The organism is Acidimicrobiales bacterium, assembly GCA_016794585.1.
Lineage (GTDB): Bacteria > Actinomycetota > Acidimicrobiia > Acidimicrobiales > DATDAH01 > JAEUJM01.
Map to the genome: position 1 here is coordinate 133,556 of JAEUJM010000026.1, position 24,623 is coordinate 158,178.

The 24,623-nt window shown below is 72.1% G+C and carries 24 protein-coding genes; 13 read left to right on the top strand and 11 right to left on the bottom strand.

Going from position 1 to position 24,623, the window contains the following annotated elements; translation table 11 throughout:
• From JNK12_13230 to JNK12_13250, 5 genes are all read left to right on the top strand, one after another.
• Positions 1-2,394 (top strand): xanthine dehydrogenase family protein molybdopterin-binding subunit, encoded by a 2,394-nt coding sequence (locus tag JNK12_13230; GenBank protein MBL8776897.1) that lies wholly within the window; start codon positions 1-3, stop codon positions 2,392-2,394.
• The gene (locus JNK12_13235) at positions 2,391-3,299 is read left to right on the top strand and encodes a xanthine dehydrogenase family protein subunit M (GenBank protein ID MBL8776898.1); all 909 of its coding nucleotides are present in this window, start codon (positions 2,391-2,393) and stop codon (positions 3,297-3,299) included. Before JNK12_13230 ends, JNK12_13235 begins: the two co-directional genes overlap by 4 nt.
• Before the next feature lie 107 nt (positions 3,300-3,406).
• Entirely contained in the window at positions 3,407-3,901 is a 495-nt protein-coding gene (locus tag JNK12_13240; GenBank protein MBL8776899.1) for a (2Fe-2S)-binding protein, read from the top strand.
• 88 nt (positions 3,902-3,989) lie between these two features.
• Positions 3,990-5,195: a cytochrome P450 gene (locus tag JNK12_13245; protein MBL8776900.1), complete on the top strand. Its 1,206-nt coding sequence runs from the start codon at positions 3,990-3,992 to the stop codon at positions 5,193-5,195.
• A gap of 68 nt (positions 5,196-5,263) precedes the next feature.
• Positions 5,264-5,602 (top strand): nuclear transport factor 2 family protein, encoded by a 339-nt coding sequence (locus JNK12_13250; protein ID MBL8776901.1) that lies wholly within the window; start codon positions 5,264-5,266, stop codon positions 5,600-5,602.
• A 104-nt stretch (positions 5,603-5,706) separates the two neighbouring features.
• Here the strand turns inward: JNK12_13250 and JNK12_13255 are convergent, their stop codons facing one another.
• From JNK12_13255 to JNK12_13275, 5 genes are all read right to left on the bottom strand, one after another.
• Entirely contained in the window at positions 5,707-6,471 is a 765-nt protein-coding gene (locus JNK12_13255) for an SDR family oxidoreductase (GenBank protein MBL8776902.1), read from the bottom strand.
• Between the two features lie 85 nt (positions 6,472-6,556).
• The gene (locus JNK12_13260) at positions 6,557-7,393 is read right to left on the bottom strand and encodes a TauD/TfdA family dioxygenase (GenBank protein MBL8776903.1); all 837 of its coding nucleotides are present in this window, start codon (positions 7,391-7,393) and stop codon (positions 6,557-6,559) included.
• A 51-nt stretch (positions 7,394-7,444) separates the two neighbouring features.
• A complete protein-coding gene (locus JNK12_13265) occupies positions 7,445-8,272 on the bottom strand; it encodes a TIGR03560 family F420-dependent LLM class oxidoreductase (protein MBL8776904.1) in 828 nt (275 codons plus the stop codon).
• 55 nt (positions 8,273-8,327) lie between these two features.
• Positions 8,328-8,768 carry a nuclear transport factor 2 family protein gene (locus JNK12_13270; protein MBL8776905.1) on the bottom strand — a complete coding sequence of 147 codons (441 nt, stop codon included), beginning with the start codon at positions 8,766-8,768 and terminating at the stop codon, positions 8,328-8,330.
• Positions 8,769-8,876: 108 nt separating this feature from the next.
• Positions 8,877-10,253, bottom strand: a complete 1,377-nt coding sequence (locus JNK12_13275; GenBank protein ID MBL8776906.1) for an aromatic ring-hydroxylating dioxygenase subunit alpha — start codon at positions 10,251-10,253, stop codon at positions 8,877-8,879.
• A 118-nt stretch (positions 10,254-10,371) separates the two neighbouring features.
• Here JNK12_13275 and JNK12_13280 point away from each other — a divergent pair, with 118 nt between their 5' ends.
• The 3 genes from JNK12_13280 to JNK12_13290 are packed head-to-tail and all read left to right on the top strand — an operon-like array spanning position 10,372 to position 13,579.
• Positions 10,372-12,003, top strand: coding sequence for an NAD(P)/FAD-dependent oxidoreductase (locus JNK12_13280; GenBank protein MBL8776907.1), 1,632 nt, complete (start codon positions 10,372-10,374; stop codon positions 12,001-12,003).
• Positions 12,004-12,045: 42 nt separating this feature from the next.
• The gene (locus tag JNK12_13285; protein ID MBL8776908.1) at positions 12,046-12,372 is read left to right on the top strand and encodes a helix-turn-helix transcriptional regulator; all 327 of its coding nucleotides are present in this window, start codon (positions 12,046-12,048) and stop codon (positions 12,370-12,372) included.
• On the top strand, positions 12,362-13,579 hold the full coding sequence (locus JNK12_13290; GenBank protein MBL8776909.1) for a type II toxin-antitoxin system HipA family toxin: 1,218 nt from the start codon (positions 12,362-12,364) through the stop codon (positions 13,577-13,579). Before JNK12_13285 ends, JNK12_13290 begins: the two co-directional genes overlap by 11 nt.
• A 19-nt stretch (positions 13,580-13,598) precedes the next feature.
• On the opposite strand, the gene JNK12_13295 is transcribed toward JNK12_13290, so the two are convergent.
• Positions 13,599-13,970 (bottom strand): VOC family protein, encoded by a 372-nt coding sequence (locus JNK12_13295; GenBank protein MBL8776910.1) that lies wholly within the window; start codon positions 13,968-13,970, stop codon positions 13,599-13,601.
• A gap of 33 nt (positions 13,971-14,003) precedes the next feature.
• On the bottom strand, positions 14,004-15,062 hold the full coding sequence (locus JNK12_13300; protein ID MBL8776911.1) for a cyclase family protein: 1,059 nt from the start codon (positions 15,060-15,062) through the stop codon (positions 14,004-14,006).
• Positions 15,063-15,223: 161 nt separating this feature from the next.
• Here JNK12_13300 and JNK12_13305 point away from each other — a divergent pair, with 161 nt between their 5' ends.
• Together JNK12_13305 and JNK12_13310 are read left to right on the top strand one after the other, a co-directional pair.
• The gene (locus JNK12_13305) at positions 15,224-16,468 is read left to right on the top strand and encodes an amidohydrolase family protein (GenBank protein MBL8776912.1); all 1,245 of its coding nucleotides are present in this window, start codon (positions 15,224-15,226) and stop codon (positions 16,466-16,468) included.
• 124 nt (positions 16,469-16,592) lie between these two features.
• The gene (locus JNK12_13310) at positions 16,593-17,504 is read left to right on the top strand and encodes an SDR family NAD(P)-dependent oxidoreductase (protein ID MBL8776913.1); all 912 of its coding nucleotides are present in this window, start codon (positions 16,593-16,595) and stop codon (positions 17,502-17,504) included.
• A gap of 207 nt (positions 17,505-17,711) precedes the next feature.
• Here the strand turns inward: JNK12_13310 and JNK12_13315 are convergent, their stop codons facing one another.
• Both JNK12_13315 and JNK12_13320 read right to left on the bottom strand, forming a co-directional pair.
• On the bottom strand, positions 17,712-18,119 hold the full coding sequence (locus JNK12_13315; GenBank protein MBL8776914.1) for a hypothetical protein: 408 nt from the start codon (positions 18,117-18,119) through the stop codon (positions 17,712-17,714).
• A 118-nt stretch (positions 18,120-18,237) separates the two neighbouring features.
• Positions 18,238-19,005 carry a class II aldolase/adducin family protein gene (locus JNK12_13320; protein ID MBL8776915.1) on the bottom strand — a complete coding sequence of 256 codons (768 nt, stop codon included), beginning with the start codon at positions 19,003-19,005 and terminating at the stop codon, positions 18,238-18,240.
• A gap of 74 nt (positions 19,006-19,079) precedes the next feature.
• Between JNK12_13320 and JNK12_13325 the strand changes: the two genes are divergently transcribed.
• The 3 genes from JNK12_13325 to JNK12_13335 all read left to right on the top strand — a co-directional run bounded on the left by JNK12_13325 (position 19,080) and on the right by JNK12_13335 (position 22,750).
• Positions 19,080-20,747: a long-chain fatty acid--CoA ligase gene (locus JNK12_13325; GenBank protein ID MBL8776916.1), complete on the top strand. Its 1,668-nt coding sequence runs from the start codon at positions 19,080-19,082 to the stop codon at positions 20,745-20,747.
• 79 nt (positions 20,748-20,826) lie between these two features.
• Positions 20,827-21,696 carry an alpha/beta hydrolase gene (locus tag JNK12_13330; GenBank protein ID MBL8776917.1) on the top strand — a complete coding sequence of 290 codons (870 nt, stop codon included), beginning with the start codon at positions 20,827-20,829 and terminating at the stop codon, positions 21,694-21,696.
• 109 nt (positions 21,697-21,805) lie between these two features.
• Positions 21,806-22,750: a TauD/TfdA family dioxygenase gene (locus JNK12_13335; GenBank protein MBL8776918.1), complete on the top strand. Its 945-nt coding sequence runs from the start codon at positions 21,806-21,808 to the stop codon at positions 22,748-22,750.
• A gap of 90 nt (positions 22,751-22,840) precedes the next feature.
• Here JNK12_13335 and JNK12_13340 read toward each other — a convergent pair whose 3' ends face one another.
• Entirely contained in the window at positions 22,841-23,818 is a 978-nt protein-coding gene (locus JNK12_13340) for an alpha/beta hydrolase (GenBank protein ID MBL8776919.1), read from the bottom strand.
• A complete protein-coding gene (locus JNK12_13345) occupies positions 23,815-24,510 on the bottom strand; it encodes a TetR/AcrR family transcriptional regulator (protein MBL8776920.1) in 696 nt (231 codons plus the stop codon). The genes JNK12_13340 and JNK12_13345 overlap by 4 nt, the downstream gene beginning before the upstream one ends.
• Between the last annotated feature and the right edge of the window lie 113 nt (positions 24,511-24,623).

The window sequence follows — 24,623 nt, forward strand, 5'->3', positions numbered from 1 at the left end:
GTGGCCGAGCCCGCAGCCACCGTGACGCCGACGCCGACGCCGACGCCGGCCACCGGCGCCGCGCCCGCCACCCGCTACGCCGGCGCCCGCATCAACCGGGTGGAGGATGCCCGCCTGCTGACGGGCACGGGGACCTTCGTCGACGACGTGGTCCGGCCCGGGATGCTGCACGCCTGCTTCGTGCGCAGCCCCTTTGCCCGTGCCCGCATCGAGTCGATCGACACCGCCGATGCCCTCGCCCTGCCCGGCGTCCACGCCGTGTTCACCGCCGCCGAGATCAACGCCGGCGTCCACGAGCAGTGGTACACGCTCGTCGGCCCGAAGGACCCGGACACGCCCCGACCCCCGTTGGCCGACGGTGAGGCGAAGTTCGTGGGAGACCCCGTCGCGCTCGTGGTGGCCGAGAGCCGGTACGTCGCCGAGGACGCCGTCGATCTCGTGGTGGTCGACTACGAGCCGCTGCCGGCGCTGGCCGACTACGCCGCCGCGGTCGGCGTCGACGAGCTCGTCCACGACGCCTACCCGGGCAACCTCGCCGCCGACCTCGGCATCCTCCCACCCGAGACCCTCGACGAGACCTGGGCGGGCGCCGCCCACGTGGTCGACGCCACCATCCACCAGCAGGCGTACGCCGCCGTCCCCATGGAGACCCGGGGCCTCGTCGCCGAGTGGTCGGCGGCCAGCGGTGAGCTGACGGTGTGGGCCGCCACCCAGGCGCCGCACGAGACGCGGGCCTTCGCCGCCCGCCTGCTCGGCATCCCCGAGCACAAAGCGCGGGTGCTGATGCGCGACACCGGCGGCGGGTTCGGCCAGAAGGTCATCCCCATGCGGGAGGACATGGCCGTCCTCATCGCCTCGAGGCTGGTGCCCGGGCCGCTCAAGTGGATCGAGGACCGCCGGGAGAACCTGCTCGGCGCCGGCCAGGCCCGCCACGAGCACGGCCGGGTGCGGATGGCGTTCGACGCCGACGGCACCTTCATCGCCGCGCAGCTCGACCACGCGCAGGACGTCGGCGCCTACCCGACGCCGGCGCCGGGCCAGGCGGCGTTCGCGGTCGGCCTCATGTTCCCGGGGCCCTACCGGATCCCCGCCGGCAACTTCACCACCAAGCTCGTGTTCTCGAACACGCCCGGGCGCACCGCCTACCGGGGTCCGTGGCAGTTCGAGTCGGTCGCCCGCGAGGTGATGCTCGACCGGGCCGCCCGGGCCATGGGGATGGACCCCGTCGAGCTGCGGCGCCGCAACCTCCTGCGCCGCGACGAGCTTCCCTACTCGAACATGCTCGGGATGCCGTACTCGGACATCTCGCCCACCGAGACCTTCGAGCAGGCCCTCGGGATCCTCGACTACGAGGCGTTTCGGGCCGAGCAGGCCGCCGCCCGCGCCGAGGGCCGCTACCTGGGCGTCGGCACCTGCACCTACGTCGAGCCGACCGCCTCGGGCATGGGCTTCTACGGCACCGAGGGCGCCACCATCCGCATCGAGCCCTCGGGCATGGTCAACGTCTACGTGGCCGGCGGGTCGACGGGCAACAGCCTCGAGACCACCGTCGTGCAGCTCACCGCCGACGCCCTCGGCGTGGCGATCGACCAGGTGAACACCATCCAGGGCGACACCGCGGTGACGCCCTTCGGCGCCGGCACCGGCGGGTCCCGCAGCGGCCCCATGACCGCCGGTGCGGTGGCCCAGGCGGGCGGGACGCTGCGGGAGAAGCTCGTGGCCATCGCCGCCCACCGCCTCGAGGCGGCCGAGGACGACATCGAGCTGGCCGAGGGTCGGGCCACGGTGCGGGGCACGCCGGCGGTCGGGATCACGGTCGCCGAGCTCGCCAACGTGGCCTACTTCCAGCCCGCGTCGCTGCCGGCGGGGATGGAGGCGGGCCTCGAGGCGTCGGCCCGGTTCAGCGCGGCGGCGCCCATGATCTGGGCCAACGCCACCCACGTCTGCACCTGCGAGGTCGACATCGCCACCGGCGAGGTGACCATCCTGCGCTTCATCGTCAGCGAGGACTGCGGGCGCATGATCAACCCGGCGGTGGTCGAAGGCCAGATCGCCGGCGGCACCGTCCAGGGGATCGGCGGGGCACTGCTCGAGTCGCTCGTCTGGGACGAGGACGGCAACCCGCTCGCGACCACCTTCGTCGACTACCTGCTGCCCACCGCCACCGACGTCCCCGACATCGAGTACGGCCACGTCGAGACGCCGGCGCCCGGCCCCGGCTACAAGGGCGTGGGGGAGGGCGGCGCCATAGGCGCCCCGCCGGCGGTCATCAACGCCGTGGCCGACGCGTTGTCGCCCTTCGGCGTCGAGGTCGAGCACCTGCCGCTGACGCCGGCGGCCATCGTCGACCTCCTCGAGGCTGCCGCGGCCGGCGGGACGGAGGGCGTCGCGTGAAGCCGGCGCCGTTCACCTACCACCGGCCCGAGACCGCCGCGGAGGCCGTGGGTCTGCTCGCTGACCTCGGCGACGGGGCCAAGCTCCTGGCCGGCGGCCAGAGCCTCGTGCCGATGCTGAACCTGCGCCTCGCCGTCTTCGACGATCTGGTCGACGTCAGCCGGATCGACGAGCTGTCCGGCATCGAGCGCCGCGAGGGGCACCTCTGGATCGGGGCGGGCACGACCGAGGCCGCGGTCGAGCGGTCCGCCGAGGTGGCCGCCGCCGTCCCGCTCCTGGCCCGGGCGACACCGCTCATCGGCCACCGCCAGATCCGCAACCGCGGGACCATCGGCGGTTCGCTGGCGCACGCCGACCCCGCCGCCGAGTACCCGGCGGTCGTGCTGGCCCTCGACGCCGAGCTCGAGGCCGTCTCGCCGCGCGGCGCCCGGACCATCGCCGCCGCCGACTTCTTCACCGGCTTCTGGAGCACCGCCCTCGACGAGGACGAGCTGCTCACCGGCATCCGCCTCCCGGTCCGGGGTGGCGCCGCCACCCGCTGCGGGTTCGGCGTGCGCGAGATCGCGCGCCGCCACGGCGACTTCGCCATCGCCGGCGCCGCGGTGGCCCTCGAGGTCGACGGCGACGACCGGGTGGTGCGGGCCGCCATCGGGCTCTTCGGGCTCGGCTCGGTGCCCCTGCGCGCGAGCGCGGCCGAGGCGGCGGCGACGGGACGAGCGCTGGCCGAGATCGACGCCGACGACGTGGGGCGGGTCGCGGTCGCCGACCTCTCCGACGTGCCCTCTGACCTGCACGGCTCGGCGGCGTACCGCACGAAGGTCGGTGCGGTGATGGTGGCGCGGGCCTGGGCCGACGCCGCCGCCGAGGCGACGGTCGGCGCGACGGCGGGGGCGACCAATGGCTGAGGTCCAGCGATCCGACCCCGCCGGCACCTGCGCCCTTCCCGAGTCCCCCGCCCGGTTTCTACCGGTACGACGCGGTCACGCCGCCGGTGACGCGAAAGGAGTCGACCATGGGTGACGTCCCCGTGCGGGTCACCGTCAATGGCCAGGTGCGGGAGGCCGCGGTCGAGGCCCGCCTCACCCTCGCCGACTTCCTGCGCGAGCGCTGCGCACTCACCGGCACCCACCTCGGCTGCGAGCACGGGGCGTGCGGCGCCTGCACCGTCCTCGTCGACGGCGCCGCCGTGCGCAGCTGCCTCATGTTCGCGGTGCAGGCCGACGGGGCCGAGGTCACCACGGTCGAGGGCATCACCGCCGCCGACGGGACACTGTCGCCGGTGCAGGAGGCGATGCGCGAGTGCCACGGCCTCCAGTGCGGGTTCTGCACGCCGGGCTTCGTGGTGACCATCACCGCCCTGCTCGACGAGAACCCCCACCCCGACGAGGGCGAGATCCGCGACGCCCTGTCCGGCAACCTCTGTCGGTGCACCGGCTACCAGGGAATCCTCGCCGCGGTCCGCTCCCTCGCCGGCGACGCCCGCGACGGGGGAGCGCTGCCGACGTGAGCCCTGCGTTCGGCGGGACGCCGCCGCATCGAGGGTGTCCGTGGCAGGCTGCGGGGGCAGGTCCGGGGGACAACAGGGGGATGCGTCGATGACCACGACCGCGGTCGAGTTCGATCCGATGTCGGACGAGTACTTCAACGACCCGTCCGAGGTGTACCGCCGCCTGCGGGACGAGGCGCCGGTCTACTTCAACGAGCGCTACGGCTTCTACGCCCTCTCGCGCTTCGAGGACGTGGCCGCGGCCCACCGCGACTGGCAGGGCTTCTCCAGCTCGTACGGCGTGGACCTGTCGACGCTGTCGAAGCACGCCAACTACAGCAGCATGAAGATGATCATCATGATGGACCCGCCCGAGCACGCTCGGCTGCGGGCCCTCGTGAGCCGGGTGTTCACGCCGCGGGCGGTGGCCGACCTCGAGCCCATGATCCGCCAGGTGGTCGACGAGTTCCTCGCCCCGCTCGACGATCGCGAGTCGTTCGACGCGGTGGCGGACTTCTCGGCCCTGTTCCCCGTCGAGATCATCAGCCGGATGCTCGGCGTGCCCGAGGGCCGGCGCCAGCAGATCCGCGAGTGGCTGGACCTCAGCCTGCACCGAGAACGCGGCGAGGTCGACCCCACGCCCGAGGGCGTCGCCGCCATGATCGAGTCGGTCACCTACTACCACGAGCTCATCGCCGAGAAGCGGGAGCGCCCGACCGACGACATGTTGAGCCGGCTCACGCAGGTGACGGTGGACCGCGGCGACGGCGTGGAGACGGGCCTCGACGACGGCGAGATCGCGGGCTTCGCCGGCCTGCTGGGCGGCGCCGGCGCCGAGACGGTGACGAAGCTCATCGGCAACGCCGTCGTGCTCTTCGACCGCCACCCGGACCAGTGGCAGCGCATCCTGGACGACCCGTCGGCCATCCCTGCCGCGGTCGAGGAGATCCTGCGCCTGCTGCCGCCCTCGCAGTATCAGGGCCGCTACAGCGTGGAGGACCGCACCTTCGAGGGCGGCACGATCCCCGCCGGGTTCCCCGTCCTGCTGGTCACGGGCGCGGCCACGCACGACCCGCGGGCGTTCGACCGCCCCGACGAGTTCGACATCGACCGCCCGCCGAGCGTGTCCCTCGGGTTCGGCCACGGGATCCACAGCTGCCTGGGCGCGGCGCTGGCCCGCATGGAGAGCCGCATCGCGCTCGAGGAGTTGGCCCGCCGCTGGCGGCGGCTGGAGGTCGACACCGACGGCCTGCGTCGCGTGCACATGTCGAACGTGGCCGGCTACTCGCACGTGCCCGTCGCCGCCGTCCGCTGAGGTCGGTGGCGCCCGGCGCCTCCGCCATCCGCTAGACATCGGTGTTCGCCGAGACGGGGGAGCCGCACATGTCGACCGAGCAGACCAAGGCCATCATGGACCACCACTCGGAGGCGCTCGCCGCCGAGGTGATGGACGACGCCGCGCTGGACGAGATCGCCGCGGACTACCACGACGACGCCGTGTTCATCAGCAACCTGGGTGGCGTGGTGACGGGGGTCGAGGCCATCAAGGCCATCTTCTCGAGCGCCGGCGACCTCCCTGGGTTCGAGCAGACCAGCCAGCACGTCGACGGCGACGTCGGCTACGTCACCTGGAAGGCCGACGGCATCCCCTTCGGCACGGACACCTTCCTGGTCCGCGACGGCAAGATCGCGGTCCAGACCGTCGCCCTCCACTTCGGCTGACCGGGCGGCGCCGGCCGGACCCGGTGAACCGTTCTCGAGGCAACAGCGCGCCGAAGGCGCGCGTCATTGCCTCGAGATCGTGCGGTCCGAGGCGTCGCCGCTGCTCAGGTGTTGCGGCCGCCGTTCACGCCGATGATCTGGCCGGTGATGTAGGACGCGTCGTCCCGCACGAGGAAGGCAGTCGCGGCGGCGATGTCCTCGGGGAGGCCGATGCGGCGGACGGGGGTGGCGGCGATGGCCGCGTCGACGCCGGGGCCGAGCTGGCCCTCCGCCTCGCTCCGGCGGAGCATCGGGGTGTCGATGAAGCCGGGCGGGATGGTGTTGACGGTGATGCCCTTGCGTCCGAACTCGAGGGCGAGGGACTTGGTCAGCCCGATGACGCCCGCCTTGGACGACACGTAGGCGGCCATGAGCTGCTGGCCGCCCTGGGCGCTGGACGACGAGATGTTGACGATGCGCCCCGTGCCCGCCTCGATCATGTGGGGGATCACGATCTGGCAGCAGTGGAACGTGCCCGTGAGGTTGACGTCGATGACCCGGTGCCAGGTGTCGAGGTCGAGCTTCAAGAACGAGCCGAACTGGGGCAGACCGGCGTTGTTCACGAGGATGGTGGGGGCGCCGAGCCGGTCGACGACGGCGGCGACGGCCGCCTCGACGCCGGCCCGGTCGGTCACGTCGACGGCCACGCCGATGGCGTCGGCGCCGGCGGCCTTGATCGAGGAGGCGGCGGCGTCGGCGGCCGTGCCGTCGAGGTCGAGGACCGCGACCGCGGCGCCGTCGGCCGCGAGCCGGGTGGCGATGGCCAGGCCGATGCCCGAGGCGCCGCCCGTGACGATCGCGACCTTGTCGTCCAGTGGGCCGGCGCTCATGCCGCCTGCACCTCCTTCGTCGGTGTCCCTTCGGGATCTGGTTCGTTCCACTGCGCCGCTCCGCTCCGCTCCGCGACCTTCCTCGTCATTGGATCGCCTCGTCGCCGGTGAAGGTGGTGCGGTGCATGTCCCGCGGGGACTTCTCGTCGTAGGGGAGGGCGCGGTGCAGCACGCCGCGGTTGTCCCAGATCACGAGGTCGCCCACCACCCACTCGTGGCGGTACACCTTCTCGGGAGCCGTCGCCCGGGCCAGGAGGCTGTCGAGCAGTGCTCGGCTCTCGTCGGCGGCCATGCCCTCGACGTGGTCGGCGGTGGCGCCGAGCACGAGCGACTTGCGCCCCGAACGGTGGGTCCAGACCAGCGGGTGGTTCTTGGCGGGCCGCTTGCGCAGCATGTCGAGGACGGCTTCGGGCGGGTCGGGGTCGATCAGCCGGTAGGACGCCTCGATGGTGTGGACGACCCGCAGCGTCTCGCAGTGGGCCTTCTCGTCGTCGGACAGGTCGTCGTAGGCCTGATAGCTGCTGGCGAACTCCGTCTCGCCGCCGGTCTCGGCCACCGCGTGGGCACTGAGCATGGTGGCCATGATGGGGATGTCGTCGGTACAGCCGTCGATGTGCCAGTGCACCGTGGCCTTGAGGTAGGCGGCCGACTTGGAGCGCTCGGGATCCATCGTGACCACGAAGATCTCCGGCCACTCGCCCTCGCCGAAGACCTCGACCTTGCCGAGCTTGCGGCTGAACCGCACCTGGGCCTCGTCGTCGAGGTGCAGACCCGGGAAGACCAGTGCGCCGTTGGCCTCCAGGGCGTCGAGGGTCCAGTCCGGCAGCTCGTCGTCGTGGAGCAGCCGGTCCCGGTCCACGCCGTGGACGGCGGCGCCGACGCTGTCGGTGAGCTTCTCGAGGGTGAGGTCGTCGGTGGTCACGGGATCCTCCGGGGCGGGGGTGCAGGCAGGCGCTCGGCGAGCGAGCGCGGGTCAGTCGGTCAAGTCGGGCAGGATGTCGCGAGTGAAGGCCTCGACCTGGGCGGCGCCGGCCTCGGGCCAGCCGCAGACCAGGTAGCCGTAGCCGGCGTCGATGAACTTCTCGGCGTGCTTGCGAGCGGTGTCGAGGTCGTCGAGCGACAGCGAGCTGGCCCGCGTGATGTCGGACGGGGCGCGGCCCGCCTCGACGGCGAGCTCGTCGATGCGCTGGTTGGCCTCGCGCAGCGAGTTGGGCGATCCCCACGCGTGCCAGACATCGGCGTAGCGGGCGACGAGGGGGAGCGTGCGCTTGGGGCCCTGCCCGCCGATCCAGATCGGGGGGTGGGGGCGCTGCACCGGAGCCGGGCCGAGGCGGGCGTCCTGGAGGGAGACGACCTTGCCCTCGTAGGAGACGGTCTCGCCCGAGAGCAGGCGGGTGACGATCTCGAGGGTGTCCTCCAGCAGGTCGAAGCGCTCGCCCGTGGGTGGGAAGGGGATGCCGAGCTCGGTGTGCTCCTTGTCGAACCAGGCCGCGCCGAGCGAGAGCTCGAGGCGCCCGTGCGAGGCGTGGTCGATGGTCATGGCCTGGGCGGCGAACACCGAGGGGTGGCGGTAGGTGGCGCCGGTGACGAGCAGGCCGAGGCGGATGGTGGAGGTGAGGCCGGCGAGCGCCGCCAGCGTGGTCATGCCCTCGAAGGTCTCGCCGGGGCCCTCGCCGTACATGGGCTGGAAGTGGTCGAAGCCCCACGCGCCGTCGAAGCCGAGCTCCTCGGCCAGTTGCACCCGCCGGACGACCTCGTCCCACGGCATCCGCTGCTGCGCCACGTCGAGTCCGAACCTCATGACTGCCTCCTCGTCGCTCTCGTCGAGCCGGTCGTTGCGGGTGCCGGGTGCACCGTCAGTCCAGGAAGCTCGCGCGTCGGGCGTGGAAGCGCCACCGGTTCTCGTCGCTGGCGCGCGCATCGGCGTCGTCGCGGTGCAGGACGTCGTCGTAGCGACCGACCACCTGCACGGCCCAGCCGTCCTCGCCCTTCAGGAGGAAGACGAGGTCGCTGGTGGCGTGGGCCTCGTCGGCGGTCCACTCGGTGACCAGGGTGTTGAGGACGAGGTGGCGCTGGGGGCGGCGGGGCGCCCAGGCCGCGTAGGCCTCGCGGATGGCGTCGGTGCCGACGTGGGTGCCCATGCCGGGGATCTCGACGGTGGCGTCGGCGCAGAAGGTGGCCACGACGTCGTCGGTGCGGCCGTCGTCGAGGGCCTGGGTGTAGGCGGCGATGGCCCGCCGCACGCCGGCGTCCACCTCGGCGTAGCTCGGCCGGTCGCCGGTGGCGGGCTCGGTCATCGTGCTCCTCCCGGACGCACGCTCCGCTCGAACTGGAGGAAATAGCAGTCACCTGTGACTGCTATTTCCTCCAAGTAGTCCATGGTTGGGACGGTTGGCGGGGTCACGTCAGAGTCCGAGGTCCACGATGGGGCGCTCCAGGGGGTTGACGTTGACCTCGCGCAGCGCCGGCGCCAGCCGGTCGTGGGGGAGGCCGGCGAGGTAGCCGTCGACGGTGCGCTCGAAGTTGGCCACGCCGCCCTCGATGCCGGCGGACAGGCGCAGATACTCGAAGCCCCGGCTGTGCAGGCCCCGCTGCTGGCGGGGGAGGTTCGAGAAGTCCTGGACGGGGATGGGCGGCACGCGGGGATCGTCGTGGGCGAGGGGCTCGGGTGGCATCGGCCTCGGGCGGACCTCGTCGACGGGGTAGCGGGTGAGGGACCAGATCTCCATGAGGGTCTCCTCGGGTCCCAGCGGCCGGAAGCGGTAGGACGACGCGCTGCTGTACATGGGCAGCACGAAGAAGTGCGGGAAGCAGTAGGCCATGGGCTCCTCGAGGCCCTGCGCCTCGAGCTCGTTGAGGTCGACGATGGCGTGGCCGGCGTCGCGGTGCCAGGCGACGACGGCGTCCTTGTACGCCCGCTCCCATGCTGCGGTGGCGGTGGCGTAGTCGCCGGCGAGGGCGTCGGCGGGGAGGTCGGCGGCCAGACGCTCGGCCACGGCCACGTCGCTGGCGTGGACCATGCCGGCCATGCCCTCGTTCATCGTGCGCAGGTAGCGGAGCTGGCCGGCGAGGTAGCGCTGTGGGTCGAAGGCGGCGGGGTCGCGCGGCGGGAAGCGGTCGACGTCGACGAGCTGCGGGTGGGTCTCGATCACGTGGTACTGCTCGAGGAAGGCGGCCTCGGCCAGCTTCCAGTTCACGGGCAGGCGGAAGGCGTTCCACCACTCGACCCGCACGTCGTCGACGCCCCAGGCCTCGAGGATGGAGGCGAAGGGCTCGATGCACTCGCGCAGCGGCGGCGCCTCGGGGTCGAGGTTCACGAAGGCCCACCCCGACCACGTCTCGCACCGCACCGGGGTGAGGGCGAGGTCGGCGGGGTCGAGGTTGTGCTCCGCGAAGCTGCTGCGCTTCGACACGTAGGTGTTGGTGCCGTCGGCGTCGTAGCACCAGCCGTGGAAGGGGCAGGTGAAGCCCGACTCGCAGCGGCCGCGGTCCACCGCGACCTTGACGCCGCGGTGGCGGCAGGCGTTCTGGAAGGCGGCGACCGAGCCGTCGTCTTGGCGCACGACGAGGACGGACTGGTCGAGGTTCTCGTACTCGACGAAGTCACGCGGCTCGGGGATCTCCTCCAGCCGGCAGGCCATCTGCCACACGCGGGGCCACAGGCGCTCGGCCTCGAGACGGAAGAACCCCTCGTCGTAGTAGCGCTCCTTCGGGATGCGGTCGGGGACCTCGATCGCATAGGGGAACGGAGGCGTCGCGGGTGCGTCGTCCACGGTCGCCATGGGTCCCCCTCTCTGCGGCGTCGTGCCCGGACCTGCCTCGGCCGGCCCTGCTGAGAAGTACGCTACCCCATCAAGGGAATGTCGTTCTCGCCGACGGCGGGGGACAGGGGAGGCGCCGGTGGGCGACGATGCGATCGACGGACCGGTCGACGTGGACGTGCTCGTCGTGGGCGCCGGCATCACCGGCATCTACCAGCTGTACCGGGCGCTGGAGGTCGGCTTCACCGCCCGGCTGGTCGAGGCCGGCGACGGCGTGGGCGGCACCTGGTTCTGGAACCGCTACCCAGGGTGTCGCTTCGACTCCGAGAGCTACACGTACGCCTACCTGTTCTCGAAGGAGCTCTTCGACGAGTGGGTCTGGGAGGAGCACTTCGCCGGCCAGCCCGAGATCGAGCGCTACCTGAACCACGTGGTCGACCGCTTCGACCTGCGCCGCCACATGTCCCTCGCCACGCGGGTGACGTCGGCGACGTGGGATGACGCCGGCTCGTGCTGGGCGGTGGCGCTCGACGAAAGCGTTCAGCGGAACGCCGGCGAGGTGGTGCGGGCCAGGTTCCTGGTGTCCGCCACGGGCGTGCTGTCCGTGCCCTTCTCTCCGGACGTGCCCGGGCGAGAGGACTTCGCCGGCGTGTCGGTGCATACGGGCCGCTGGCCGCAGGAGCCGGTCGACCTCGCCGGCAAGCGAGTCGCGGTGATCGGCACCGGGTCGAGCGGTGTGCAGATCATCCCCAACATCGTCGACGAGGTCGCCTCGCTCACCGTCTACCAACGCACCGCCAACTGGTGCACCCCGCTCAACAACCGGCCCATCACCGACGAGGAGCAGGCCGAGCTGCGGGCGGGCTTCGTGCGGATGAAGGAGATCCTCGACACCTCGGTGGCCGGGTTCCTGCACGAGCCGAGCGGGCGGGCCACCTTCGACGACTCGGCCGAGGAGCGCCAGGCGTTCTACGAGCAGATGTGGTCGAGCCCCGGGTTCTCGAAGCTGAGCAGCAACTACGTCGACCTTCTGATGGACCCGGCGGCCAACCGCGAGTGGTGCGACTTCATCGCCACCAAGGTGCGCTCGATCGTGGACGACCCAAAGATGGCCGAGCGCCTGATCCCCGACGACCACGTCTTCGGCGAGAAGCGCCCGCCCTTCGTCGAGCGCTACTACGAGACCTACAACGACCCGAAGGTGCGTCTCGTCGACCTGAAGGCCACGCCCATCCTCCGTGTCGTCCCCGAGGGCATCGAGACCGCCGACGGTCTCGTCGAACTCGACGTCCTCATCTGGGCCACCGGCTTCGACTTCGGCACCGGGGCGTTGCTGCGCATGGGCATCGTCGGCCGCGACGGCGTGGCGCTGGCCGACCACTGGGCCGACGGCCCGACGACGTTCCTCGGCGTCGGCACCCACGGCTTCCCCAACCTCTTCTTCCCCGGCGGCCCCCACGCCGCCGCCGGCAACAACCCCCGCTACAACGGCGACCAGGTCGACTTCGTCACCGACCTGCTGTGCGTCGCCCGGGAGCGGGGGGCGACGGTGGTCGAGCCCACGCAGGATGCCGAGGACCGCTGGACCGCCATGATCGACAAGGCCGCGAACCAGCCCCCGAGCTTCGGCAAGAGCAGCTACTTCTTCGGCGCCAACGTCCCCGGCAAGCCCCGCCGCTACCTCCTGAACGCCGGCGGCCGCCCCAAGCTCTTCAAGGAGATGGCGAGGGTGAAGTCCGACGACTGGGCGGCGTTTACCCTCTCGCCATAAATCTTGTTTGCCTTAAGAGTCGATTAGAGAAAGTATTCTGTCATGGCTCCGCCGGCGCTCTCCTTCGCTACCCGCGAGGCGCTCGAGCTCCTGGGCACCTCGATCCGGGCCGGACGCCTGCGCCGGCGCTGGACCATCCGGGACCTCGCCGAGCGGGTCGGCGTCTCCCACGTGACCATCCAGAAGGTCGAGCGCGGCGACCCCGGCGTCGCCCTCGGCACCGCGCTCGAGGCCGCCACCCTCGTCGGCGTCCCCCTCTTCCACCCCGACGCCGACACTCGGGCGCGGGAGCTGGAGCGCCGGCGCACCGAGTTGGCGCTGTTGCCGTCGCGGGCGCGCGAGTTGGGGCCGATGAACGATGACTACTGAGCCGACGTCGGCCTTCGTGTGGATCTGGCTGCCCGATGACGCCGAGCCCGTTGTCTGCGGTCGACTCGAGTACGACGGGGACAGCGCGTCCTTCGCTTACGTCCGCTCGTATCTCGATCGGTCCGATGCCGTGCCCATCTACGAGCCCGAACTCCCGCTGCGGAGAGGCCGGCAGCACGCTGCGACAGGACAGGGCCTCCCTCTTTGCATCGCTGATGCGATGCCGGACGCCTGGGGTCGACGGCTCGTCAACCACCGACTCGGCTCCTCGACGGCCGAGTTCGGAGAGCTCACGTACCTCTTGGAGTCCGGGTCCGATCGTTTCGGTGCACTCGATGCTCAGGCCGGTGCCGAGCGGTACGAGCAACGCGGTGACGAACGGCCGACACTCGACGTCCTGGCCACGGCAGCCGAACGGATCGAGGCGGGGGAGCCGCTGGGCGCCGATCTCGAGGCGGCCTTGCTCCGGGGCACGTCGATCGGAGGGGCGCGGCCCAAGGCGCTGATCGACGACGGCGAGCGCCGGCTGATCGCCAAGTTCTCGTCGACAGGCGACCCGTACCCGGTCGTCCAGGGCGAGTTCGTGGCGATGGAGCTTGCCCGCCGGGTCGGCCTCGACGTCGCCGAGGTCCAACTCACTCGTGCCGCGGGCCGCTACGCGCTGCTGGTCGAGCGCTTCGACCGGGCGGCAGATCGACGAAGGCGCGCCGTGTCGGCCCTCACCATCCTCGGGCTGGATGCCTTCCCCGGCGGCCGCTACGCCACGTACGTCGGTCTGGCCGACGAGATCCGTGCCCAGTTCGTCCGGCCTGACGCGAGCCTTCGCGAGCTCTTCGCACGCATCTCGTTCAACATCCTGTGCGGGAACACGGACGACCACGCCCGCAACCACGCCGCCCTGATCGAACCCGCTGGCCTCGTGCTCAGCCCGGCGTACGACCTGTGTCCTCAAGGTCGGGTCGGCGAGACGGCGTCCCAGGCCATGGCCCTCACCCGTGACGGCGGCCGGGATGCCCGACTGTCGCTCCTCGTCGATGCCGCCGCCGAGTACCACCTGGATCGGGTCGAGGCGCAGGCGATCGTCGATCGACAAGCGACGGCGATCCGAGGGGAGTGGAACGAGGTCTGCGACCTGGCCGAGCTCACGGAATCGCAGCGGGACGCCTTCTTGGGGCGCCAGTTCCTCAACCCTCACGCCTTCACGTAGGCAAGTCGTCCGAGTCCGCTCAGTCGGCGGGGGTGTGGCAGACGGCTTCTACGTTGTGGCCGTCGGGGTCGCGGACGAAGGCGCCGTAGTAGTCGGGGTGGTACTCGGGCCAGACCCTCGGCTCGTGGAGGACCTCGGCGCCAGCGGCCACGGCGGCGGCGAAGAAGGCGTCGACCGTCGGCCGGTCGGCGGCGGAGAAGGCGATGTGGGCCTCGAACAGGCCCTCGTCCTCGCCCAGCGGGGACAGCCAGAAGTCGGGCTTGCCGGCGCCGAAGCCGATGAAGGCGCCAAAGTCCATCATCCGGACGGCGCCGAGCGGGGCGAGGACGGCGTCGTAGAAGGCGGCGCTGGTGGGGACGTCGCGACAGTGGATCCCGAGGTGGTCGAGCATGGTGCCGACGCTACGCCCAACGGCGGCCCGTGATCAGACCGTCGCCACCGGCGTCACCGGGGAGCCGACGGCGCCCGGCAACCGGAGCGGGGGAGCGGTGAGGAGGAAGCGGCTCCGGTCGTGCTCGCGGAGCCACGCCGCCAGGTCGTGGAGGTACCAGAGCTCGCCGAGGGGCACGCCCAGCTTGAACAGGCAGAGGTGGTGGAGGGGGAGGAACGAGTGGCGGCTCGGGTCCTTGTCCTTGCCGAGGAGGCCCTCGACCGCGTAGTTGTCGGCCACGAGGGCGGAGATCTGGGAGGACGCGATCCACTCGAGCAGCGCCGGGTCGTGGGCGTCGAGGTACGAGCAGAGGGTGAAGATCCGGCGGGGGTCGGGGTCGCGGTCCATGGCGAGGATCTCGGTGGCGAACCCGGTGTGCAGCAGGAGCATGTCGCCGGGCTCGACCACGACGCCGTCGGCCGCCATGATCGACTGGAGGGTGTCGAGGTCGACCGGCCGCCAGTCGTGGCCGAGGTGGTGGGCCAGGTCGACGAGCACCCCGCGCCCCTGTACCCCGTGGGCGGCCATGTGCTCGAGGCCGAGGTGGCGGGCGAAGGCCCGGTGACCGCTGCCGTCGCCCCGGGCATCGTCACTGGGCCCGACGAGGTCGGTCCCCGCCCGCCAGCCGTTGTAGTAGACGGCCTCCTCGACGCCGTCGCCGTCGGCGTCGAACTCGGCGCCGACGTGGGCCAGCGAGTCCCATTGGGTGGAGTACTGGAGCGAGAGGGTGACCACGTCGTCGGCCCAGACGTCGACGTACTTCGGGTCGCCGAAGTCGGGCATGGCGCTCATGTGGACGTTGTAGAAGGTGTCCGGGGTGCCCTCCATGTCCTCGGTGGGGGCGAGGCGGGGCGGGTGCCGGCGCTGGTTGAGGGCGGTGCCGCCGGGGAAATCGAGGGGGAGGCTGAGGCTGAAGCTGATGCCCGCCTGCACCTCGGCCACGCCCTCGCGCACCTTCTCGGCGGTGAGCAGGTTGATGCGACCGAGCTCGTCGTCGTCGCCCCAGTCCCCCCAGGTCGACCCTTCCGGCCGTCGCGTCCAGCGCTGCGTCATCGGTCGTCCCCCTTCGGCCTGCCCGGCCCGCCCGTTGCGGTGGTCCAGGGCCTGACGTACTCTCGCGAACGGGATTCTCGCACAACGCGAGCAGGAGTTCCGGGGGGACGACAGACGCCGGGACGGTGCTGCTCACCCGCCACGCTCAGGAGGTCGCCGCCGTGACAGAGAAGGACTTCGTGGTCTCCGCCGACGGCCACCTGCTCGAGCCCGTCGACCTGTTCCGCACCCGCCTGCCGGAGCACCTGCGTGAGCGGGCGGTCTGGGAGGACGACTTCGAGATCGAGCCGCTCGTGGAGGGCGGCGCCCGCGTGTTCCGGCGCCTGCACACCCCGGGCTTCGAGGGCTGGACCATTTCGCGCTACCGCCAGACCAGTGGCCGCACGCCCGAGGGCGACCCCGAGATCATCCTCGAGGACATGGCCGTCGACGGCGTCGACGCCCAGGTCCTCCATCCCAACCTGTCGCTCTTCGGTCTCTACTCCGACGACCACGAGCTCTCGATCGCGCACGCCCGCGTCTACAACGACTACGTCGTCGAGCGCTTCTCGCCCTACTTCGACCGGCTGGCGCCCACCGCCCCCATCCCCCTCACCGACGTCGACGACGCCGTGGTCGAGATCGAGCGGGTGGCCGCGGCCGGCTTCCGCGCCGTCCTACTGCCCGCCACCTCGCCGATGCCCTACTACCGGCGGGAGTACGACCCGGTCTGGGCGGCCATCCAGGACGCCGGGATGCTCGTCTGCATCCACACCCAGACCGGCGGCGTGAAGGTCGACGACCCCGAGGCGCTGACCCTCAAGATCGTCATGGAGAACGCGGAGCAGGTGAACCAGCCCATGACCGAGAAGGCCGCGGCCAAGCGCATGATCACCCAGGCCGTGTACCAGCCCCTCGTCCCCCAGCAGGTCATCTGCCAGCTGATCGGCGGCGGCGTGCCCGAGCGCTACCCCGGGCTGCACTTCGCGCTCATCGAGTTCAACGCCCACTGGCTGTCGTCGCTCGTGGGGTCGATGGACAAGTGCTGGATCACCGGCATCGGCCAGGACGCTGACTGGTGGCTCGGCGTCTGGGACGACTCCCGCCCCGCCGACGACCAGCCCGGCATGGCGCAGCTGTTCCGCCTCAACGAGAAATGGCCGTACCCGCTGATGCCCAGCGAGTACGTGCAGCGCCAGTTCCACATCTCGTTCCAGGACGACCCGGTTGCCGTCGCCTGCCGCCACCTCACCGGACTGTCGACCATCGTGTGGGGCAACGACTACCCACACGCCGAGGGCACCTTCCGGGCCAGCCGCGAGCTGCTGGCGAACCTGATGGCCGGCGTCCCCGACGACGAGCGCCAGGCCATGGTGGGCGGCACCCTCGGCGGCCTGCTCGGCCTCAGCGCCCCCGTCCCGGCCTGAACTCGGTGGGCGGCGGCGTGACCACGACCCTCTCCCCCCGGACCCGCCGAACTCGACGCACTGCCTGTCGGAAAGCGACGGCGGGCTCAGGTGAAATCGGCGAGCGCTCCTCGTGGGGGGCGGCGTGAGCGGGATGCGCTTCGACGGGCGGGTCGTCGTGGTCACCGGCGCCGGCCGGGGGATCGGGCGGGCGTACGCCCTGCTGCTGGCCGAGCGCGGCGCCGCCGTCGTGGTCAACGACTTGGGCGCCTCCATCGAGGGCGAGGGTGCCGACGAGGGCCCCGCGGCCGAGGTGGTCGCCGCCATCACCGACGCGGGCGAGACGGCGACGGTCGACGGCCACGACGTGTCCGACCCCGGCGGCGCCGAGGCGCTGGTGGCGGGCGCCGTCGCCGCCTACGGCCGTCTCGACGCGCTCATCAACAACGCCGGGATCATCCGCTGGGCGCCGTTCCCCGACGTCACGTCCGAGGACTTCGACGCGCACCTCGACGTCCATCTCCGCGGCTCGTTCCTCGTGACCCGGGCCGCCTGGCCCCACCTCGTCGACTCGGGGAGCGGGCGGGTGGTCATGACCACGTCCACCGGCATCCTCGGCCTCCCGCACAACGCGTCCTACGCCGCCGCCAAGGGCGGGGTGCTCGGGCTCACCCGCAGCCTCGCCACCCGGGGCGCCAAGTACGGCCTCAAGGTCAACGCCATCGCGCCCGCCGCCAACACCCGGATGGCCGACGGCGGGCCCGCCGAGCTCGACCCGGCCCTGGTGGCGCCCCTGGCCGCCTACCTCGCCCACGAGGACTGCCCTGTCACCGGCGAGGTGTACACCGCCGGCGCCGGCCGCTTCGCCCGCCTCTTCCTGGCCTCGACCCCGGGCTGGGTCGACGGCGGCGGTGCGGACGAGGCTGCTGGTCCGACGCTCGAGGACGTGGCCGCACACTGGGACGCCATCAACGACGAGAAGGGCTACACCGTCCCCGCCGACCTGATGGCGTGGTCCCGCACGTTCCTCGACCACCTGCCCCCGCCTGAGCGATGACCACCGCCGGCGGCGTCGTCGCTCGAGCATCACTCCCTCGCCTCAGCCGTCTCCGCGGGTGCCTTGCTCGCGAGGGTTCGCGTCTGCGACACGGAGGGCGGCGCGTCCGCCGTGTCCTGGGAGCACCCTTGGCGTGTGCCCCGTCGTGAGTGGTCCCGCCCGACGCCAACCTCGACGTCGAGTGCGTGGTCGTCGGGCGGTCGCCGCTCAACTCGAGCGGGTCACGTCGTCACCGAGGACGACCTGGATGACGTTGCAGCGCAGGTCCGCCGGCGGCGAGTCGGCATCGACGTCGAGGTCGACCTCCCACGCCCACGTGTCGCCGTCGGCGAGGGGCTCGGGGTGCTCGACGCTCTGCGGTCGGCCGAGGTCCACGTCGCCGTCGAGGAAGCGCACGATCACCCCGAAGCCGGTGTCGCGTCCCGAGTGGTTGGTCAACGTCCCGGTGGTGACGGCTCGCCCGTCCGAGACCCCGCAGGTCTGGTCGCTCAGCGCGTACTCGTCCTGGGTGGCGAGGCGGCGATCGTTCGGGTCGAAGCTCTCGTTGCACGCTGCCGCGACGAGGCCGGCGCCGAGCGCCAACGCCGCCGCCACCCCGATCTGCCACCCTCGCATCGGCCCGGACCGTACCCGCCACCGCCCGATCGCCCGGAGACCGCTCGTTCTCGACGCAATGACCGTCGGAAATCGACAGCTAGTGCGTCGAGTTCGGAGGGACGGGGGGACGGCGGCGCTACTCCTCGAGGAAGTCGGGCTGCTGGTCGACGATCCAGTCCCACAGGGGCTGGAACTGGTGCCAGCCCGTGCGGTGGCCGCCGGTCTGCGTGTAGGTGAGCGCCGCCACGTCGTCGTCGATGGGCAGCACCGTGCCGGCGGCCTCGGCCATGAGCTGCACCTCGCAGGTGCGCTCCATGGTGATGAACCACCACGCCGCCTCGTCGACCGAGCGGCCGACGGTGAGCAGCCCGTGGTTGGCGAGGATGGCCGCCTTGTGGGCGCCGAGGGCGTGGGCGATGCGCTTGCCCTCCTCGAGCTCGAGCACCGCGCCGGTGTAGTCGCCGAAGACCACGTGGTCGCCGTAGAAGGCGCAGGCGTCCTGGGTGAGGGGATCGAGCGGCCGGCGCAGCGTCGACCACGCCTTGCCGTGCTTCGAGTGGGCATGCGCCGCGGCCACGACGTCGGGTCGGGCCGCGTGCACCTGCGAGTGGATCACGAAGGCGGCCTTGTTGAGGGGCCAGTTGCCGTCGACCACCTCGCCCTCGTGGTTCACGAGCAGCAGGTCGCGCACCCGGATGTGCTTGAAGTTCATGCCGAGGGGGTTGACCCAGAAGTGGTCGAGGTGCTCGGGGTCGCGGGCGGTGATGTGGCCGGCCACGCCCTCGTCGAAGCCGAAGTGCCCGAACAGCCGGAACGCCGCCGCCAGGCGCTGCTTGCGGTGCCGACGCTCGTCCTCGACCGTGGCGAAGGTCGGCGGCGTGGGCGGGGTGCGGTCGGACGCCATGGCCGCGAGCGTACGCAGCACGGTCGGCGCCGGCTCGGCCGCCGGCGGCGGTCGGGCTCGATCAGGGGGAGCGCATGAGCGAGGCGATGCAGGCCGACGTCAACTGGTTCGGGGTGCTGGCGCACCACGCCACCGCGGCGCCCGACAAGGCGCTGACCGTGTTCGAGGGCGTCACCACCACCTACGCCGAGATGGCGGCACGTTCGGCGGCGCTGTCCGCCGGTCTGCGGGCCCGGGGCGTCGGCGCCGGCGACGTGGTTGCCCTTCTCTCCTACAACTGCCCCGAGTTCCTCGAGACCGTCTTCGCCGCCAACCACCTCGGCGGCATCGCCATGCCCATCAACTGGCGCCTCGCCGCGCCGGAGGTGCGCTACATCCTCGAGCACTCCGAGGCCCGGGTCCTGATCTGCGACGAGGCGCTGGTCGAGCTCGCCGCCGAGGCCACGCGGGGGATGGAGGCCATGCCCGTGCGCCTCTGCATCACCGTCGACACCGACGTGCCCTACGCATGGGAGCGCCTGGTCGACGTGCGCGGCGGTGACCGCCAGACCGGAGACGTCGACGGGCACGCCCACGGCGGTGTCGGTGACGCCGGCCAGCCGACCGAAGCCAGCGCCGAGGGCACCCGGGCCGGCGTCGGCACGGGCGCCGCCGGGGTCGAGCCGTGGGCGCTCGCCACCTCCGACGACGTGCACCGCCTCATGTACACGTCCGGAACGACGGGCCGCCCCAAGGGCGTGATGCTCACCCACGGCAACCTCGCCTGGAAGAACCTGGCCCACCTCGTCGAGTTCGGCTTCAACGCCGGCGACCTCGGCCTCGCCTGCGGGCCGCTCTACCACGTGGGTGCGCTCGACCTGACCACGACGACCCTGATCGCCGCCGGCGCCACCGTCATCCTCCACCGGGCCTTCGACGCCGCCGCGGTGGTCGACGAGCTCGAGCGCTCACGGGTCTCCACCGTGTGGCTGGCGCCGGCGATGGTGAACGCGATCATGGCCCTCCCCGACGTCGAGCAGCGCGACCTCTCGTCGGTGCGGGTGATCATCAACGGCGGCGAGAAGATGCCCATCCCGCTCATCGAGCGCATCCAGCGCACCTTCCCGTCGGCCTGGTTCGCCGATGCCTACGGGCTGACCGAGACGGTGTCGGGCGACACCTTCCTCGACCGGGACAGCATCATCACCAAGCTCGGCAGCGTCGGCCGCCCGTGCCTCCACCTCGAGCTCGACGTATGGGACGAGCAGGGCCGCTCGGTGGCGCCGGGGGAGCGGGGCGAGATCGTGCTGCGCGGCCCGAAGGTGTTCAAGGGCTACTGGAAGAACCCCGAGGCCACCGCCGAGGCCTTCGCCGGCGGCTGGTTCCACACCGGTGACATCGGCGTGCGCGACGAGGACGGCTACCTGTTCATCGTGGACCGGTTGAAGGACATGATCGTCTCGGGCGGCGAGAACATCGCCGGCTCGGAGGTCGAGCGCGTGCTCTACGAGCACCCCGCGGTGCTCGAGGTGGCGGTCGTGGCCCGGCCCGACGAGCGCTGGGGCGAGGTGCCCGTCGCCTACGTCGCGCTGCGACCCGACGCCGACGGCGCCCCCACCCAGGTCACCGAGGACGAGCTCATCGAGCACTGCCGCGCGCAGCTGGCCAAGTTCAAGGTGCCCAAGGCGGTCACCTTCATCGACGCCCTTCCCCGCAACCCGTCGGGCAAGGTCCTCAAGCGCGAGCTGCGCGCCGCGCCCTGACCACGCTCACGACGACGCGGCCCGTTCTCGTGGACGGGTGGTGACGTGAGTGTTACAAATGCGCACGAAGGGGGGCACCATGCCGGTGGCAGAACTGGATGGGATCGAGATCGCCTACGAGCTCGTGGGGGAGGGCCAGCCCTGGGTGCTGACGCCCGGCGGCCGCTTCACCAAGGAGGTCGGCGGTCTGCCCGAGATGGCACGCGCCCTCGCCGACCAGGGCCGTCAGGTGCTCACCTGGGACCGGCCCAACTGCGGGGCCTCCTCCGTGGTCTTCGAGGGGCCGTCCGAGTCCGAGGTGCAGGCCGACGCCCTCGCCGCCCTCATCCGCCACCTGGACCTCGGGCCGACGGTGATCGCCGGCGGGTCCGGCGGCGCCCGGGTGTCGCTGCTCACCGCCGCCCGCAACCCCGACATCGCCGCCGGCCTGGCCATGTGGTGGATCAGCGGCGGCGTGCCCGGCCTGCTCCAGCTCGCCGGCTACTACTGCATGCCCTCGCTCGACGCCGCCTGGCACGGCGGGATGGAGGCGGTGGCCGACCTCGACCAGTGGCAGGAGGTGCAGGCGTCCAACCCGTCCAACCGCGAGCGCATCCTCGCGATGGACCGTCAGGAGTTCCTCGACGTGATGGACCGGTGGGCGATGGCCTACTGCCCGTGCGAGGACACGCTGGTCCCCGGTCTGAGCGCTGACGACGTCGCCCGCCTCGAGGTGCCCGTCCTCGTGTTCCGCAGCGGCGCCTCCGACATGTCCCACACGCGGGCCACCTCGGAGGCCCTCGCCGCCGGCCTGCCCGGCGCCGAGCTCGTCGAGCCCCCATGGAACGAGGCCGAGTGGAACGAGCGCCGAGCCGCGGTCGAGGACACCGGCTCGCTCTTCGTGCGCTGGCCGATGCTCGTCCCCCAGCTCGTCGAGTGGGCCGACCGCACCGTCGGCGCCCCGACGTGACGCGCCACCGAAGGACGCGCCCCCACCCGACCGCCCCCGACGGGCGCGACGCCCACCACCCGTCCGGCGCCCACCGATGCCGGATGTGCCCGACCAGGAGGACCTTCTCGTGAGCACCCTCGACACGCATCCGATCCTCGATGACCCGCCCTTCGGGGCGCGGGTGAGCGGCCTGACCCAGGAGCGCGTGGCCGACCCCGAGGTGCGGGCCGCGCTCAACGCACTGTTCGAGGCTCGCGGCCTGCTCGTGTTCGAGGACGTCGAGCCGACGCCCGAGATGCAGGTGGCACTGAGCACGGTGTTCGGCCCGCTGAAGGACCACCCCAGCAAGGCCACGCCCCGCGTAGGCGACGGCGAGCTGCTCGGCGTGATCGAGATCCGCCACGAACCGAACGAAGGCGGGGTCGTCCGGGTGGACGGCCAGCTGCTCGCCCAATGGCTCCCGTGGCACTTCGACCACTGCTACAACGACCAGCTCAACCGGGCCGGGGTGCTGCGCTCGATCGAGGCGCCGCCCGTCGGGGGCCGGACCCGCTTCGTCGACGGCATCGCCCTGTACCAGGCCCTGTCGCCCGACCTGCGGGACCGGATCGAGGGCGAGACGGTGGCGTACGCCATGGACGTGATCCTCGACAACCTCCACTACGGCCGTCCCGAGGGCTTCGAGGAGATCGAGGCGCCGGGCGCCGCCGAAGGGGTGATGACCGAGTACGCCGGCCGGCCCCGCGCGCTGCACCCCGCGGTGTGGACCCGGGACTCCGGCGAGAAGGTGCTGCACGTGTCGCCCTGGATGGCCAAGGGCCTCGTCGGCCACGAGGACGCCGACGGCGAGGCCCTGCTCGCCGCCGTGTGCGACGAGCTCGTCGTCGTCGCCGAGGGCCTCTGCTACGAGCACGAGTGGAAGCCCACCGACATGGTCATCTGGGACAACTGGCGGGTGCTGCACTCGGTGTCGGGCTCGCCGCCCGAGTACGGGCGGTGCATGCACCGCACGACGATCGCCGGCGACTACGGCCTCGGCCGCTTCGAGGACCTCGCCACCGCCGGCGCCTGACCGCCTGGGGGTCGGCGGGCTCAGGACTCGGTCGGGCGCTGGGCTCGGGGGCCCTGGGCCGCGATGGACTCGGGGCGCGTGGGCCGGGAACTACTCGGCGTCGGCCCCGGGCTCGGGCTCGGGGTCGGGGTCGAACAGCGCCGCCCGCAGCGCGCTGACGTAGCCGGAGCGGAAGGCCCGGGAGACGCCGGCCTTCGCCTGGAGCAGGTCGAAGGCGTGGTAGCCGCCGGGGGTGACGTGCAGCTCGCAGGCCACGCCGGCGGTGGTGAGGCGGTCGGCGTAGTCGACGTCCTCGTCGTGGAAGAGGTCGCAGGACCCCACGCCGAGCCAGGCCGGCGGGAGGCCGGAGAGGTCCTCGCGGCGAGCCGGCGCCGCGTAGGCGCTGACCTCGCCCACGCCGGGCTCGGTCCCGAGGTACGCGCCCCACCCGAACCGGTTGCTGGGCGCGGTCCACATCCGACAGGCGGAGTCGTCGAGGCCCGGGCGCACCACGGTGCGGTCGTCGAGCATGGGGTAGATCAGCAGCTGGAAGGCGAGCGGCACCTCGGCCCGATCGGCCGCCATCAGCGCCACGCCGGCGGCGAGCCCGCCGCCGGCACTGGCGCCGCCGACCGCGAGGCGGTCCGCTCGGACGCCGAGCTCGTCGGCGGACCCGTGCAGCCAGCGCAGGGCGGCGTACGCGTCGTCGGTCGCGGCCGGGAAGGGGTCCTCCGGGGCGAGGCGGTAGTCCACGGAGGCGATCGCGATGCCCAGCTCACGCACGAGGGCGAGGTTGGCGTTCTGGTCCTGGTAGGCGTCGCCGAGCACGTAGCCCCCGCCGTGCAACCAGAGCAGGGCAGGCACGGGGCCGTCGGGGTCGCGAGGGCGGTACACCCGCACCGGCACGGGTCGACCATCTTCTGGGGCCGGGGCGGCATGGTCCTCCACGACGACGTCGTCGAGGGCGGGCACCCGGGGCGCCCGGCGCAGGCGGGTGAGGTAGCGGACCACGCCCAGGCGACGGGCGGTCAGGGTTCCCCGAGGGACGAGCCGGGCGACCGGCAGCAGATCGGGGTGGAGCGCGCTCATCGGGAGGTGCGCCCGGTCCGCGACGCCGCGGGGACGTCGGGGAAGAAGCCGTTGATGGTCCGCTCGCTCAGCGTGTCGAGCGCGCCGTCGGCGTCGAAGCGCTCGTTGTGGTGGTGCTCCAAGGCGGTGATCAGCGCCATGCCCATGACGGCCCGGGCGGAGAGGTCGGGCGACTCCAGGGGCACACCGAGGCGGTCGGCGGCGGCCTGCCATGCGGCGCCGAGCCGATCCATGGCGGCGGCGAAGCTCTCCCGGTAGAAGCGGTGCGCGGTCTCCGGGTCGCCGAACAGGACGAGCCCGAGGAGGGGCAGCATCTCGTCGAGCGTCGAGGTGAGCTGGCGGTAGAGGCTCTTCATCGCGGCCTGGCGGCGCTCTGGGGTGATGGGTCCGTCGCGGTCGACGACCTCGGTGGCCGCCACGAGGGAGTCGACCGCCTCTCGCAGCGGCTCCACGACGGCCTCGAAGAACAGCTGGTCCTTGCTCTCGAAATGGCGGTAGATCACGCCCTCGCTGATGCCGCCGCGTTCGGCGATGACCCGGATGGTGGTGCCGTTGGCGTCGCCGGTCTCGGTGAAGGCCTCCCGCGCCGCCTGGAGGATCGACCGCTTGCGCGCCTCGGCCGTCAGGCGCTGGCGAACGGGCGGGACGCCATCGGCGCCCGCCACGACGGCTCCGCTCGCTCGGTTGGCCATGCATCCTCCTCGAGGCCCGGGTCGCACGTCGCCGGGCCGCGTCGCCCGCAGACTACGAGATGCACATGAGAGGGAGCGCTTCCTCACCTCGGGGCCGGGCCTACGATGACGCC

What these genes read in the sequence shown, in the direction of transcription:
- JNK12_13240 (MBL8776899.1), top strand. Translation starts at nt 3,407, where the DNA reads ATGGGTGACGTCCCCGTGCGGGTCACCGTCAATGGCCAGGTGCGGGAG.
- JNK12_13245 (MBL8776900.1), top strand. Translation starts at nt 3,990, where the DNA reads ATGACCACGACCGCGGTCGAGTTCGATCCGATGTCGGACGAGTACTTC.
- JNK12_13250 (MBL8776901.1), top strand. Translation starts at nt 5,264, where the DNA reads ATGTCGACCGAGCAGACCAAGGCCATCATGGACCACCACTCGGAGGCG.
- JNK12_13255 (MBL8776902.1), bottom strand. Translation starts at nt 6,471, where the DNA reads ATGAGCGCCGGCCCACTGGACGACAAGGTCGCGATCGTCACGGGCGGC.
- JNK12_13265 (MBL8776904.1), bottom strand. Translation starts at nt 8,272, where the DNA reads ATGAGGTTCGGACTCGACGTGGCGCAGCAGCGGATGCCGTGGGACGAG.
- JNK12_13270 (MBL8776905.1), bottom strand. Translation starts at nt 8,768, where the DNA reads ATGACCGAGCCCGCCACCGGCGACCGGCCGAGCTACGCCGAGGTGGAC.
- JNK12_13275 (MBL8776906.1), bottom strand. Translation starts at nt 10,253, where the DNA reads ATGGCGACCGTGGACGACGCACCCGCGACGCCTCCGTTCCCCTATGCG.
- JNK12_13285 (MBL8776908.1), top strand. Translation starts at nt 12,046, where the DNA reads ATGGCTCCGCCGGCGCTCTCCTTCGCTACCCGCGAGGCGCTCGAGCTC.
- JNK12_13290 (MBL8776909.1), top strand. Translation starts at nt 12,362, where the DNA reads ATGACTACTGAGCCGACGTCGGCCTTCGTGTGGATCTGGCTGCCCGAT.
- JNK12_13295 (MBL8776910.1), bottom strand. Translation starts at nt 13,970, where the DNA reads ATGCTCGACCACCTCGGGATCCACTGTCGCGACGTCCCCACCAGCGCC.
- JNK12_13300 (MBL8776911.1), bottom strand. Translation starts at nt 15,062, where the DNA reads ATGACGCAGCGCTGGACGCGACGGCCGGAAGGGTCGACCTGGGGGGAC.
- JNK12_13315 (MBL8776914.1), bottom strand. Translation starts at nt 18,119, where the DNA reads ATGCGAGGGTGGCAGATCGGGGTGGCGGCGGCGTTGGCGCTCGGCGCC.
- JNK12_13320 (MBL8776915.1), bottom strand. Translation starts at nt 19,005, where the DNA reads ATGGCGTCCGACCGCACCCCGCCCACGCCGCCGACCTTCGCCACGGTC.
- JNK12_13325 (MBL8776916.1), top strand. Translation starts at nt 19,080, where the DNA reads ATGAGCGAGGCGATGCAGGCCGACGTCAACTGGTTCGGGGTGCTGGCG.
- JNK12_13330 (MBL8776917.1), top strand. Translation starts at nt 20,827, where the DNA reads ATGCCGGTGGCAGAACTGGATGGGATCGAGATCGCCTACGAGCTCGTG.
- JNK12_13340 (MBL8776919.1), bottom strand. Translation starts at nt 23,818, where the DNA reads ATGAGCGCGCTCCACCCCGATCTGCTGCCGGTCGCCCGGCTCGTCCCT.
- JNK12_13345 (MBL8776920.1), bottom strand. Translation starts at nt 24,510, where the DNA reads ATGGCCAACCGAGCGAGCGGAGCCGTCGTGGCGGGCGCCGATGGCGTC.